This is a genomic window from Anaerotaenia torta, assembly GCF_050433395.1.
GTDB lineage: Bacteria > Bacillota > Clostridia > Lachnospirales > Lachnospiraceae > Mobilitalea > Mobilitalea torta.
This window is the reverse complement of sequence record NZ_JBNPXH010000001.1, coordinates 363,038-377,327: the sequence shown is the minus strand read 5'-3', so window position 1 is coordinate 377,327 and position 14,290 is coordinate 363,038. Positions and strand designations below refer to the sequence as shown.

10 protein-coding genes and 1 pseudogene are annotated in these 14,290 nt (G+C 49.3%); all 11 read right to left on the bottom strand.

All coding sequences use genetic code 11. From position 1 onward, the window contains the following. Positions 1-121 precede the first annotated feature (121 nt). Positions 122-1,036: a glycyl-radical enzyme activating protein gene (locus tag HNQ56_RS01610; protein WP_429142098.1), complete on the bottom strand. Its 915-nt coding sequence runs from the start codon at positions 1,034-1,036 to the stop codon at positions 122-124. Between the two features lie 92 nt (positions 1,037-1,128). After that, entirely contained in the window at positions 1,129-3,408 is a 2,280-nt protein-coding gene (locus HNQ56_RS01605) for a pyruvate formate lyase family protein (RefSeq protein WP_429142096.1), read from the bottom strand. A 105-nt stretch (positions 3,409-3,513) separates the two neighbouring features. After that, positions 3,514-5,814, bottom strand: coding sequence for a GH36-type glycosyl hydrolase domain-containing protein (locus HNQ56_RS01600; RefSeq protein WP_429142094.1), 2,301 nt, complete (start codon positions 5,812-5,814; stop codon positions 3,514-3,516). Between the two features lie 145 nt (positions 5,815-5,959). After that, a complete protein-coding gene (locus HNQ56_RS01595) occupies positions 5,960-6,355 on the bottom strand; it encodes a type II toxin-antitoxin system HicB family antitoxin (protein ID WP_429142092.1) in 396 nt (131 codons plus the stop codon). A gap of 49 nt (positions 6,356-6,404) precedes the next feature. Further along, positions 6,405-6,515: pseudogene (locus tag HNQ56_RS01590) on the bottom strand (type II toxin-antitoxin system HicA family toxin); the annotation flags it as partial. A gap of 130 nt (positions 6,516-6,645) precedes the next feature. Beyond that, positions 6,646-7,839: an elongation factor Tu gene (gene tuf / locus HNQ56_RS01585; protein ID WP_429142090.1), complete on the bottom strand. Its 1,194-nt coding sequence runs from the start codon at positions 7,837-7,839 to the stop codon at positions 6,646-6,648. A 202-nt stretch (positions 7,840-8,041) separates the two neighbouring features. Next, entirely contained in the window at positions 8,042-10,159 is a 2,118-nt protein-coding gene (fusA, locus tag HNQ56_RS01580; RefSeq protein WP_429142088.1) for an elongation factor G, read from the bottom strand. A 166-nt stretch (positions 10,160-10,325) separates the two neighbouring features. Continuing rightward, a complete protein-coding gene (gene rpsG, locus HNQ56_RS01575) occupies positions 10,326-10,796 on the bottom strand; it encodes a 30S ribosomal protein S7 (RefSeq protein WP_429142086.1) in 471 nt (156 codons plus the stop codon). Between the two features lie 259 nt (positions 10,797-11,055). After that, positions 11,056-11,478, bottom strand: coding sequence for a 30S ribosomal protein S12 (rpsL, locus tag HNQ56_RS01570; protein ID WP_429142084.1), 423 nt, complete (start codon positions 11,476-11,478; stop codon positions 11,056-11,058). 270 nt (positions 11,479-11,748) lie between these two features. Further along, complete coding sequence (locus HNQ56_RS01565) at positions 11,749-12,126, bottom strand: hypothetical protein (protein WP_429142082.1); 378 nt, start codon at positions 12,124-12,126, stop codon at positions 11,749-11,751. Positions 12,127-12,271: 145 nt separating this feature from the next. After that, on the bottom strand, positions 12,272-14,239 hold the full coding sequence (locus HNQ56_RS01560; protein ID WP_429142081.1) for a glycoside hydrolase family 127 protein: 1,968 nt from the start codon (positions 14,237-14,239) through the stop codon (positions 12,272-12,274). Positions 14,240-14,290: the final 51 nt, after the last annotated feature.

The window sequence follows — 14,290 nt, the reverse complement described above, 5'->3', positions numbered from 1 at the left end:
GCAGTTATTCATGTGAAGATATCACAAGCCTGATCACCGACGATACGACTTCTGACTGTCCGGAAGAATACTGCGCAGACTTATTCCGGCTTACCGCAGGGGCTTGTCAGAATAGATGGATCTAGCCCCTCTTCACCGGCACTCCCGTCATTTCCTGCACCAGCTCCACCCAGCGGTCGGCCTGCTGCTTCTCCACGGTCTTGACCCCTTCCAGCTCCGCCGGATATTCCCTTCCCAGCCGGGCGCTCTTTGAACTCCCAAAGGAATGGTAAGGCATCAGATTCACCTCCCGGATATTTGCAAGGCGGTTGGCCAGTCCGGCAATTCCCTGAAAATGCTCCATCCGGTCATTCAGCCCCGGTATCACCGGACACCGAAGAATTAGCTTGGAACCCAGCTGATCCAGTTCATACAGGTTTTTAAGAAGCAGAAAATTACTTACACCTGTATAGAACTGATGTCTTAGGGTATCCGTCTCTTTGTAATCATAAAGAAACAGGTCAACATATTCCCGGATACTCCTGTACCTCTCAACCGGCGCATATCCGCAGGTCTCAAGGCAATTGTGAAACCCCCGTTCCTTCGAGCCGGCAAGCAGCGCATGGGTAAAATCATATTGAAGCATGGGCTCTCCGCCGGAGATCGTCAATCCCCCGCCGGAGGCCTCATAATAAGCCCGGTCCTTCTCCGCCTCTGTAAGAATCGCTTCCGCCTCCATACACTCTCCCTTAAGCTCCAGGGCAGAATAGGGGCAGGCCCTTACGCAGCTTGCGCATCCTGTACACGGGACGCGGTTGATGCTATGTGCCTCCCCCTCCAGCCGGTGGCAGCCCTCCGGGCAGACTTGGGCACATTTCCCGCAATAAGTGCACCTCTCATGAAAATAATACAGCTCCGGGTCAACGGATTGGGACTCCGGATTATGGCACCAAAGGCAGTGCAGAGGACAGCCTTTAAGAAAGACAGTGGTTCTCAGACCGGGTCCGTCATGTATCGAGGCTTTTTCTATTGATAAAACAAGACCTTTTTTATTCATTTTATTTTTATCCTCTCTGTCCTTTCCTTTCTCTCCTTCCCATCCCACTTCCTTGTACCCTGCCGCCCCGGGCCGCTGCTTTGCAGAAGGGATTAGTACAGGGTGCGGTTCAGGATCTCTTCCTGTATCCTGCGTTCCAAATCAACAAAACGGGCTGTCCAGCCCCCCAGACGCACAAGTATATGGGAGTATTTCTCAGGTTCCTTTAATGCCGCCTCCAGATCTCCCCTGTTCACCACGGTTATATTGGCCTGCATTCCTCCCTTGGCAAAGAACGCCCCAAACAGAGCCTCCAGCTTCGGCCTCTCCTCCGTGAAGAACTCCCTGGATAGTTTAATATTGGATACCGAACCGCCATTGGCGGGATCCACCTTGGCTAAGGAATTCAAAAGCGCGGTCAGTCCGCTGCGGTCGGCCCCGGCCGTGGGAGAATTGCCGATGGCATATGCCTGCCCCTTTCTGCGTCCGTCAGCCGTTGCCCCGGAATCAAAGCCCATGCCATGACCTCCGGGATTAACACTGCTTGCCGTGAGAAAGTCCAGCCAGGATGCTTCTCCGGCCTTCTTAACCGCCCCATGAACATCCACCCACATCCTTCTATGCATCCGGTCTGCCTCGTCGTTGTCATTGCCGTATTTGGGCGCGTCCAGCAGCTGCCTGCGTATCTCCTCCCGGCCTGCGAAGTCCTCATCCAAAACAGTCACAAGTTGATCCAGGGTGAGAAGCTTCTCATCATAAACCAGCTTTTTAATTGCTGTCAGGGAATCCGCCGCATTGGAATAACCATGACCCATAACGCAGCCGCCAAGGTAACGTACTCCCCCACCCATGATGGGTTTCCCCCGCTCCAGGCAATCATCCGTCAGCAGGCTGGCATACAGAAAAGCACAGTCCCCCGACAGCGTGCGGCAGATATTCTCGTATGCCTTTGCCACCAGCTCCGCGCCAAACCGGATCTGCTCCAGAAAGGCATGATACAGTTTGTCGAAGGTATCAAAGGTATGATTGGTTCCGGTCTTCGGCCCAATCTGCTCTCCCTGCTGGCTGCGTCCGTCACGGAGAGCCGCCTCCAGAGCCATTGGAATGTTCCATACACAATCCAGCAGGCTGGGGCTTTGGCTGGCTATCATATATTCTCCGCAGCCAAGGGGATGGTAATGCTCCGCCGCCTCCTCCGGCAGGTTAAAAACCTCCGCCACTCCCGGAATAACCACATCATCATTATACAGCAGGGGAAAGGTACCGCTTTCATTAATGGTGTCATATGCCTTCTTCAGCAAGCCCGGATCCTGCCCTTTGTAAAAACGCAGGGCCAGCTGCGGCGTTACCCTCTTATGCCTGCCGGTTGCTTCCATAGCGGCATAGGCAAAACGGTCGGCATTTGCCTCATTTCTTCTTCCCTTTCCTCCGATCATAATCCGGCAGGTAGCATCTTCTCCGTTTTCATTATACAGTCTCCAGAGAGCTTCTATCATCCGGACTGCTTCCTCTTCTGTCAGTATGCCATGATCCATATCATGCACATAAAGATCTCCAAGGACTACGTCAAGCCCCCAGGCCTCCAGGTGCTTCCCTCCCGCCAGAATTGTGTATATCCATACCAGCTGAATCGCTTCCCGCAGGGATTCCGGCACCCTTACCGTAATTGCCTGCAAGGTGCGGGCAATTTCAAGCAGTCTCTCCCTGTCACCGGCCTCCTCTGCCTGCCCGGCAAGGGTACGGGCCTGCTCCTCGTAATAACGGCATGTGTCCGCCAGGATATCCAAAGCAGTTTCCAGGCCATCATAAAAGGAGGTCTCCTCTCCCTTCTCCTGTGCCCTCTGCCTTCTGGCCGCCACATCCTCCCGCAGTCCGGGAAGCCCCCTCCGAACCAGCCGGTCAAGGTCCACCGCAATGGAAAATCCTATATTGTCCCCACTGATAAACCGGTGCTTGCCTGCATACCGGCGTAATGCTTCCTCACGGCCCGCGATTTCTTTCCGCATTGTTGCTCTGTCCTTCCAGAATTCAGCCAGCTCGGTCAGGATTGCCCTCTCTTCCTCGTTTACAGGCATCCGGTCAATGGCCCCAAAGTCAAAGCAATAGCCTCCCTGCTTACCTTCTCTCCGGACTCCCTCCGGTGTCCTGTCATAAGCCATCCACCAGATACTGCCTACATAGAGAATCCGGTCCTTCGGCACCCGTCCGGCAAACAGGCCCTCCTTCTCTATCTCCTTTAACAACGCCGGGTACTGCTTCTTAAGGCACATAGCCTCCCGGACAGCCAGCGGCGCATTCTCATATTCCTTATAGGCCCGGGTAATCTCCGCTGCCTGTATAATAAGGGGATTGATTTCACTCTTGTATGAAGTTAAGTTCCTTATATCTGTCATATTAATTACCTTTCCTTTTCCCGCCGATGATATTGCCCCTGGCTCCTCTCTAAAAACCTGCCGCGGCTGCATCCGCTGTCCCGCGTCTTTCCTGGTCCGCTACGGTTACATCTCTATTACAATCCGGTGTTCTCCTCCATCTCTGAAAATGGGAAAGCTGTTTCCGCCTGCCGCCTCTCCGTCTACCAAGCAGCTCTTCACGCCTTTTTGACGGCCCTGGGGATTATTGATCTCTATATGATAGACACATCCTTTGTATACCCTCCGGGCTGTCACACCGGCCCATCCGGAGGGAATGCAGGGATCGATGGTGATCGTTTCATAGCCCGGCATAAAACCGATCATATACTGGGTGATCAGGCGGTATACCCATCCTGCCGTCCCGGTGATCCAGGACATAATAGCCTCGCCTGCTCTCGGATTCTCAGGCCCCAGGTACATATTGGTCAGTGCATAGGGCTCACAGGTGGAACGGGAGGAAGGATGTCCTTGGCTGTCCGGCATGATCTTACACAAGGTGCGGTAAGCTTCATTTCCCCTGCCGACAACGCAGTCCGCAACCGCCTTGAAGGCTCCTCCATGGCAATAGGGTGTTCCGTTCTCCCAGATTCCCGGCACAAAGCTGCTCAGTCTTCCGATATGGGGCTGATAGCTGCGATACGCCGGATACAGGGTTAGGGAACCATGCTCTGACTCAAGATAGGTATCAATGGCTTTCAGGCAGGCTTCCTTGCGCTCGCCTTCCGCAACGCCCGAGAGAATTGCCCAGGTCTGGCTGTTTAGATAGATTCGTCCTTCTCGCTCTGTATGGCTCCCCACTTTATGACCCAGATCATTGATGGCCGCCAGATACCATTCCCCGTCCCAGGCTTCCCGGTTAATGGCCTCCTTCCTCTTCTCTTCGCGCCGCCCCATTTCTTTCGCAATATCAATATCCCCGTAGACCTCTTGTGCTATCTCCGCCGTATTACGAAGCGCATAGCATAACGCAATGGAGGTCCATACACTCTCACCCCTGCCCCCGGTGCCAATTCCGTTCAGGGAATCATTCCAGTCTCCGTCATGTGCCAGAACCAGCCCATGTTCCCCCAGATCCTCTGAGGAATACCGTGCCGCAGTCAGGATATGTTCCCATACGGTGCCCTCTCCCTCATCCAGATAGGGAACCGTCTCCTCCAGAAGGCCAATATCACCCGTCTCCTTCAGATAGGCATTCACAGCGGGCGCAATCCAGGTAGGACCGTCGGAATAGATATGGTGATCCAAGGGAAGCCAGCCCCGGACGCAGCGGCCGTCCTTATATTGATAGCGCAGCGTCTCTATTATCTTGTCCCTCGCCAGCTTCGGATGAAATGCGGCGATTGCCCAGGCATCCTGCAGCTGATCCCGGAAGCCCTTACCGGTATCCCTGCCCACCTCTGCACAAAGCTGTACCTGCTGCTTCACCCAGCCATTGGCCATATAATTGACCCTCTCATCCGGCGTTTGAATATAATTTTCCTGAATCAGATTCTGCTTCTCTGCCGCCAGCTTAAGAAAGTCTTCTTCAATCCTTCCCTTTTGAAATAAAATATCCGCCATAGCCGCTGCTGTTTCCATACTGTCTGCCGCACCCAGAATGACATGGTATTCCTCCTCTTCCCCCGCCTCCAGAGAAAAGGTATGCTCCAGGGCACCAACCATCCATTCGCAGGCGGCAAGGCTGTTGCTCAATTTCCCTTCTTGAATGCGGTCCGGCTTCTCAAAGCTTCCATAAGCCCCCAGAAACGCCTTGCGGCTGGTGTCAAATCCCGTTACCTTCCGATCCGATGCCGCAAAGGCATTGAACCATCCATGGGGGCGCTCCTGAGCCTCGTTACAGCACAGCACCAGATTACGGGCCTCGTCAAATCTTCCAAAAACATAGGATGCATAGTCACTGTACCTGGCATACCCCTCCAGTAAAAAATCACAGGCAAAATATACTTGAAACTCCTTTGCCTGATCCGTCTGGTTTTTCAAGGTAACCGTCCATATCTCCGCAGGCTGCTCTCCGTTAACAAATACTTTAAGCTTCACAGAGAGGCCGTTCTTACTTCCTTCTATGGTTGAATAACCGATGGAATGGACGCACCGATAGCCGTCCAGCTCCGTCTTAGCCGGATACCAGCCCGAATTCCAGATGACATCCTGCTCCTTCACATAGAAATACCTGCTGCCCTCTCTGATTATGCTGCATCTTCCCTTCCCCTCCGGGTCGATATAGCTTGCCGCCCTGCCTCCATAGGCTCCGGTTCCTCCCCCAAAATGATTGATTCCGGCCAGGAATTTGTCATTCCATATATAATTCAGCCAGGGCCTGGGTGTATTCTTGTCCGTGATACAATATTCTTCTCCGTTATGTATGAATTCTCCGAATGTACTCATATGTTCCTCCGTTCCGATTCCCTTTCTGTGGATTATGTTCAGTTTAACAGAACGAAAGAATATGAATATGTACTCTGATAGGTTTCTTTTGTAATTTAATAAGAAAAAGGAATCATTCTCTCGATGATTCCCTCCTGTTCTTATGTTACATTTTTATTTTTTCTCTTAACGCATCCTGGAGTACCTGGGAAAAATTAATATTCATTTTCATAGCCGCTTCATTTAACCAGGATGGGATGCTCAGTGTTTTTTTGACAGCCTTTGATTCATGTTTCTTAAGATATTCGAGCATATCAAACTGTATAACAACAATAACCTGATTTTCTTCAAGCTCTATATCCTCCGGCTGTGATGGTTCGGGCAATGGACGTTTATTATCTTCCATATACGTCAGCACTAATCCCAAAGCGTCAAACGCCATCTCATACGCATTATTAATATTATCGCCTCCTGTATTACATCCGTCAATATCGGGAAAAAACACAAAATAACGACCATCTTCCTCTTTCTGAAATACTGCCGGATAAAATAGCTTTTTCATTATGAATACCTCCTATCATATGATTTATTTATTAAACAGAATATGAGCTTTATTTTAGCCCTGCATCCTTTAGAATTTTATTTTCTAAGCCCTTCGATAAATCTTTGTTGTGATAAGGAACGGTTATATATCGATTAGTTTCCGGATTTTCAAAGAATTTATGTGAACCGTTTTTTACGTGCCCCGTTTACACTCACGCTCTCTCATTTTTTTCATTATACATATAAAGAAAAAGCTGCAACTCCTCTAAATCAAGGAATTGCAGCTTTTTGTATTTCACCTGTTATAAATTATTCAATAATGGTAGCAACCTTACCGGAACCTACGGTTCTTCCACCCTCACGAATAGCGAAGCCAAGACCCTGCTCCATAGCGATAGGATGAATTAATTCAATTCTCATCTCGATGTTATCGCCAGGCATGCACATCTCAACGCCGTCGGGAAGATTACATACGCCAGTTACGTCAGTTGTTCTGAAGTAGAACTGAGGTCTGTAGTTGTTGAAGAAAGGTGTATGACGTCCGCCTTCCTCCTTGGTCAGTACGTAAACCTGAGCGGTAAACTTCTTGTGGCACTTGATTGTGCCGGGCTTACAAAGAACCTGGCCTCTTTCGATTTCCGTTCTCTGAACACCACGAAGCAGCGCACCGATGTTATCACCAGCCTGAGCCTCGTCAAGGAGCTTACGGAACATCTCGATACCGGTAACAACAACCTTACGGGTCTCTTCCTTGATACCAACGATTTCAACTTCCTCGGATACATGAAGAATACCACGCTCTACACGGCCGGTAGCAACTGTACCACGGCCAGTGATGGAGAATACGTCCTCTACAGGCATCAGGAAAGGCTTATCGGTTGCTCTCTCAGGATCCGGGATCCAAGTGTCAACAGCGTCAAACAGCTCGATAATCTTCTCGCCCCAAGGACCACTGGGATCCTCAAGAGCCTTTAAAGCAGAACCCTGGATGATAGGAGTATCATCGCCGGGGAACTCATACTCATTTAATAATTCTCTGATCTCCATCTCAACTAACTCGAGAAGTTCGGGATCATCAACCATATCGCACTTGTTCATGAATACTACGATATAAGGAACGCCTACCTGACGGGAGAGCAGGATGTGCTCTCTGGTCTGAGCCATAACACCATCGGTAGCAGCAACTACGAGGATAGCGCCATCCATCTGAGCAGCACCGGTGATCATGTTCTTTACATAGTCAGCATGTCCGGGGCAGTCAACGTGAGCGTAATGCCTTGCTTTCGACTCATACTCAACGTGGGAAGTGGATATTGTGATTCCTCTTGCCTTCTCTTCGGGAGCCTTGTCAATCTTGTCGAATGCAACAACTTCACCGGTACCTAATCTTTCATGAAGAGTCTTTGTGATAGCTGCGGTAAGAGTGGTCTTACCATGGTCTACGTGACCAATTGTACCGATATTACAATGCGGTTTGTTTCTTGTAAATTTAGCTTTTGCCATTTTACAACGTCCTCCTTTTAATAATAAATGCCTGTAAGCAAATGATTTTTGCCCGATGGGAAATGCGGCCTCCAAAACGAAAGCACCGCCGCCAATATATGGGCCTGTCTATATATTGCCTCATATGCCCTATTATATTTCAACTTAGAAATATTTTCAAGCATAAACAATGGATATAGTGATTTTTTTATCCAGAGGGAATTTATTTACCCTTGCTGGACAGGATCTTCTCCTGAACACTCTTCGGAACCTGCTCATACATCGCAAAGAACATGGAATAAGCACCGCGGCCCTGGGTTCTGGAACGAAGGGATGTGGCATATCCGAACATCTCGGACAGCGGAACGAAGCCTCTGATCTGCTTGGTGCCATTGATGTCCTCAGTACCCTCGATACGTCCGCGACGGGAGCTGATATCACCGATTACATCACCCATATAGTCCTCAGGAACAGTTACTTCTACTCTCATGATAGGCTCTAAGAGCACTGCTCCGCCCTTATGCATCGCATCCTTGAAGGCCATGGAACCGGCAATCTTGAAGGCCATTTCACTGGAGTCAACCTCGTGGTAGGAACCGTCATAACAGGTAGCCTTGATACCAAGTACGGGATATCCGCCAAGGACACCTGCTTTGGAGGCTTCCTGAATACCTGCGTCTACCGCAGGAATGTATTCCTTCGGAATAGAACCGCCCACGATAGCATTAACAAATTCATAAGTCTTCTCTGCATTAGCATCCATAGGCTCGAAGCGTACCTTACAGTGACCGTACTGACCGCGTCCGCCGGACTGCTTCGCATACTTGCTGTCAACCTCAACGGTCTTGGTAAAGCCTTCCTTGTAAGCAACCTGAGGTGCACCTACATTGGCCTCTACCTTGAACTCACGAAGAAGTCTGTCTACGATAATCTCCAGATGAAGCTCTCCCATACCGGCGATAATGGTCTGACCGGTTTCTTCGTTGGTATAGGTTCTGAAGGTAGGATCTTCTTCTGCCAGCTTCGCCAGCGCCTCGCCCATCTTATCCTGACCGGCCTTGGTCTTAGGCTCAATCGCAACATTGATAACCGGCTCGGGGAATTCCATGGATTCCAGAATTACCGGATGCTTCTCATCACAGATGGTATCACCGGTAGTGGTAAGCTTCAGACCAACAGCAGCAGCGATATCACCGGAGTAAACCTTCTCCAGATCCTCTCTCTTGTTGGCATGCATCTGAAGAATACGTCCGACACGTTCCTTCTTATTCTTGGTGGAATTCAATACATAGGAACCGGAATTCAAGGTACCGGAGTAAACACGGAAGAATGCCAGCTTACCTACGAAGGGATCCGCCATGATCTTAAAGGCCAGTGCCGCAAAGGGCTCTTCGTCAGAGGACTTTCTTGTAATCGGATTGCCCAAATCATCCACGCCGTTGATATCAGCGATATCAGTGGGCGCTGGTAAATATTCAATAACTGCATCCAATAATTTCTGGACACCTTTATTTCTGTATGCGGAACCACAGCATACCGGAATAATCTGAACTGCAATGGTGGCTCTTCTCAGAGCTGCCTTCAGCTCTTCCGTCGTGGGCTCCTCACCCTCTAAGAACTTCTCGATCAGATCATCATCCGTCTCACAGATGGACTCAATCATGGAAGCCCTGTATTCCTCGGCCAGATCCCTCATATCTTCAGGCACATCTGTTATCTCAATATCCTCGCCCTTATCATCTTTGTAATAATAGGCCTTCATCTCGAATAAATCGATGATTCCCTTGAAGGTATCTTCTTTGCCGATGGGTAACTGAATCGGAACCGGGTTCTTGCTCAGCCGGGTTCTGATCATTTTTACAACATTAAAGAAATCCGCACCTGAAATGTCCATTTTATTAATAAAAGCCATTCTAGGTACATCATATTTGTCAGCTTGACGCCATACGGTCTCGGACTGGGGCTCAACGCCACCCTTCGCACAAAATACACCAACCGCACTATCAAGTACACGCAGGGATCGTTCAACCTCTACGGTAAAATCTACGTGTCCGGGAGTATCAATGATATTGATACGATGCTCTAATGCACCGGGGATCTTCTTGTGCTCGAATTCCTGAGTCCAATGGCATGTGGTAGCAGCTGACGTAATTGTGATACCTCTTTCCTGCTCCTGGGCCATCCAGTCCATGGTTGCAGTACCTTCATGAGTATCACCAATTTTGTAATTAACACCGGTATAATACAGGATACGTTCGGAAAGAGTTGTCTTTCCCGCATCGATGTGAGCCATAATACCGATATTTCTTGTCCGCTCTAACGGATATTCTCTTCCTGCCAAGGATAATTCCTCCTTAATTCATGACAAGCAAATTCATGCAAGTAATTCCGCAAATCTTTTCTGAAAAGCCGGGATGCATAAATTTATCTCGTTAACAATGATAAAATTCAATTTTCAAGTCTCATATGCCTTATGAGGCAGAAGTACATGCCATGATAATATCCTTTTACCATCTGTAATGTGCAAATGCCTTATTGGCCTCTGCCATCTTATGCATATCTTCTTTTCTCTTTACAGATGCGCCGGTGCTGTTGGCGGCATCCATAATCTCATTTGCAAGCCTATCCTGCATGGTCTTCTCTCCTCTTTTGCGAGAGAACATGGTCAGCCAGCGAAGCGCAAGTGTCTGTCTTCTCTCCGGTCTAACCTCAATCGGTACCTGGTAGGTTGCACCACCGATACGTCGGGCTTTTACTTCCAGTACGGGCATAATGTTATTCATTGCCTCTTCGAATACCTCAACGGCATCCTTGCCGGTCTTGGCTGCAATTTTCTCAAATGCGCCGTATACGACCTTCTGGGCTGTACCCTTTTTACCGTCCAGCATGATGTTATTGATGAGCTTTGTTACAACCTTATTGTTGTACATCGGATCAGCCAATACATCTCTTTTTTGTATATGTCCTTTTCTTGGCACGTTTCTTCCCTCCTTAATAATACTTGACGAATCGGGAGATCCGTCAGTCAATTAATTCAACGGTACTCACATGCAGATAATCTCTTCAGCCGGCCGACGCCCGCTTACTATATCTGCGCTGAATGGAAGACTATGCTTCCACAGTCCGTGTTCGTGCTCAGTTTAACTTTATCTCACTCTCAATCTGTAACCCACAGAAAATACAAATCAAACGGAAACGAAAAATTAATCCGGCACTTTAACTATCGATTTAGTAATCTTACTTCTTAGCTTCCTTCGGTCTCTTAGCACCGTACTTGGAACGTGCCTGCCTTCTCTTGGCTACGCCTGCAGTATCAAGGGTACCTCTGATGATGTGGTAACGGGTACCGGGTAAATCCTTAACCCTTCCGCCTCTGATCAGAACAACGCTATGCTCCTGAAGGTTGTGGCCTTCGCCGGGGATATAGCTGGTTACTTCGATTCCGTTGGACAGACGAACTCTGGCAATCTTACGAAGCGCTGAGTTAGGCTTCTTAGGGGTTGCTGTTCTAACTGCGGTACATACGCCTCTCTTCTGAGGAGCCGATACGTTAGTGGTTCTCTTGTTCAGGGAATTGAATCCCTTCTGCAATGCAGGAGAGTTGGATTTATACTCTACTGTCTGTCTGCCTTTTTTTACTAACTGGTTAAATGTGGGCATTAATTTTTCACCTCCTGAAAATTGTTCACTACAAGATGAATTGGTTCGCCAATCCGCTTGCTCTTACTTCTGAATTCTGTGGTTGTTCTTCTGCGTCTCCGGCACAATATCAGCATCGGCAAAAAACGCACGAAAAATACATTGCATGCAGGAATCCGCACGCTAGATGATTATATATTTTTCACAGAAAATTGTCAAGGACTTTTTTATGGAGCCGCCGGGAAGGTCAGCAGCTCAGCCTGTGGTTGGACTCAAGTTCTCCCTCACATATCATCCGTACTTACCCAGCTCTATGGTATGAGGCAGGGTTTTTCTCCGTGAAGCTGCCTGATACTCAATCTTCTCATCCTCTCTGAACCCACGTTCCGTATTCAATGCATCCGGCACAGGAGTACGCCGGTTTCCTTCCCACAGCTTGAATCTTCCAACCTCCTGCTGCTGCATGACGGCCTGTGCCGACATCTCCTCGCTTGTGGCGGAGTTTTCTTCGGCGGTGGCGGCATTGGTCTGCACCACTGCGGATATCTGGGAAAGCCCTTCCCTGATCTGACCAATCTCTCCGGTCTGCTTCGCGATGGATTGCTCAATCTCTCCGAAGCTTTCCGTCACCTCAAGCGCGACGCTGCTGATTTCCCTGAGTACCTGCACCCGGTGTTTTACAGGCTTTTATGGCTTTTCCAGAATTTGAATCAGAAATAGAGCCGCAAAACTACACCGGCGGGGTTCCCCATGGTGCAGGATCTCTTCCAGTATAATTTTGCGGCTCTCAATGCTAAAACGCAGTGTGCGATATCTAGAACGATTTGGCCTCATATACCAGGGGAAGCCAGATCTTCATCTCATGAAAACCTCTGTTATCCCATGCAAAGTAGGGAAGCATCCTGACTTTCACCTTATCCATCCCACGGTAATGCAGAGGCTGATACAAAGCATCCCTTTGGAAGCCTTCCCTCTTCAGAGCGTAGAATTCCGTCTCCAGCGCTGTCATGCTTCTTCCTGCAATTTCATAAGGAAGCTCTGTAAATTCTGCCGATACCGGAAGAAGCAGGTCCTCCATGGGAACGTTCTCCGTATCCGGTGTCTCAATGCAATAGACCAGAGGACCCCGCTCAACGGCAGCCTGATTCGTATTCTCCTCCACCATGGAATGAGCTGCTGTCAGCCGTACGGGCATGGCAAAGAATACCTCGACCGCTGTCTGTCCCTTTATTTCCACCGGCAGATAGGTATTGGCCTGTTCTGATGACAGAAGCTGCCGTTTTCCGCTGCCGTCTACAAGATAGCCATCTTCCACCCATCCCGGTATGCGGATATTTAAGGTTGCGGGTATCTCATTTTTCACTTCCTCTGCCAGGAAGGTTATCTTTCCCTGGTAAGGATACTCTGTCTGCTGGATCAGTACAAAGTCCGCGCCGTTTTCCAACTGGATATGGGCCCGGCTGGCACCGTACATTCCCGTATATACCGCATCCTTTGATACGGAATAAGCATATTCGCTGCTTTGAGCAAGATTTCTGGCCAGATTGGGAGGACAGCAGTAGCTGGTAATATATTCTGTCCTCTCCAGGGGCCAGACCATCTCATACTCCAGCTTCTTCGTCCGGCGCAGCATATTCTCGTAAAAATAATGCTTTCCGTCCAGACTGATAGCCGCCATGTTTACATTGAGCATAGTGCGCTCAATGATATCATAGTACTTAGCCTCGGGCTCAATATTAAACATCCGGTGTGCCCACATCACAAGGCCGATATTGGCACAGGTTTCGTTATAAGCCGTAATATTGGGAAGCTGATATTCATAACCATAGGCCTGATGCGTCTTCTGATCCTTGAAGAAATTCCCGTAGGGTGATACGCCGTTATAAAGTGCGCCGCAGCCCCCTGTAATATAGATTTTATACTGCATCAGGCTGTCCCATACCCGATGAAGCATGGCCCTGTATTCCTCATCCTCCACATCGGCGCACAGATCGGCCACTCCGCTGTAGAGATAATTGGCACGAACCGCATGCCCGATGATCCTGTCATGCTGCTTTAACGCCGTTCTGTCCTGATTGTCATCCGTTCCGTCCTTCACGGAATCCCGCAGCTCAATAGCCAGCTTCGCCAGCTCCAGATACCTCTTCTCTCCCGTGGTGCGGTATAATTCCACCAATCCCATGTAATGGGAGGGGCATACTGCCGTCTGCACTTCGCCGGTCCTGGCGGCCTCCTGGTACATATGATCCAGATAATCCGCTGTCCGAATGGCAATTTTCAAAAAGTTATCCTTGCCTGTAATTCTATGATGAAGACAGGCAGAGGTAAAGAGATGCCCGAAATTATATACCTCAAAATCATTGATATCCCCCATGCGGAATACCCCGTTGGCGTTTTTCTCTCCGATAATCTGCTTGGTGGAAAGATAGCCGTCCGGCTGCTGGGCTCTTCCGATCAGATCGATATAACGGTCCAGCTCTGCCAGAAGCTCCTCATTCCCGGCCGTCGACGCCGTATAAAGCGCCGCTTCCATCCATTTATAGAAATCCCCGTCCCCGAACACGGTTCCGTCGTGATCTCCCTGGGCCTCTCCGGCGCAGATCTTAAAATTCTCTATAATATGGCTTATATCCTTTGAATCAAACATATTCTTCAAATGCCATACCGTCGTCTCCGTGCATGCCTTCATGCTGTCCGCCCAAAAGCCCTCCGTCCAGGCTACGGCATTGTGCGGAAGAGAAGACACCTTGGCATAGGGTGATTTTCTTGTATCCGTCAACATAATTTCATTCTCCTATTAATCTTCTGACGATTTTTCAGTTCCATTTTTCTT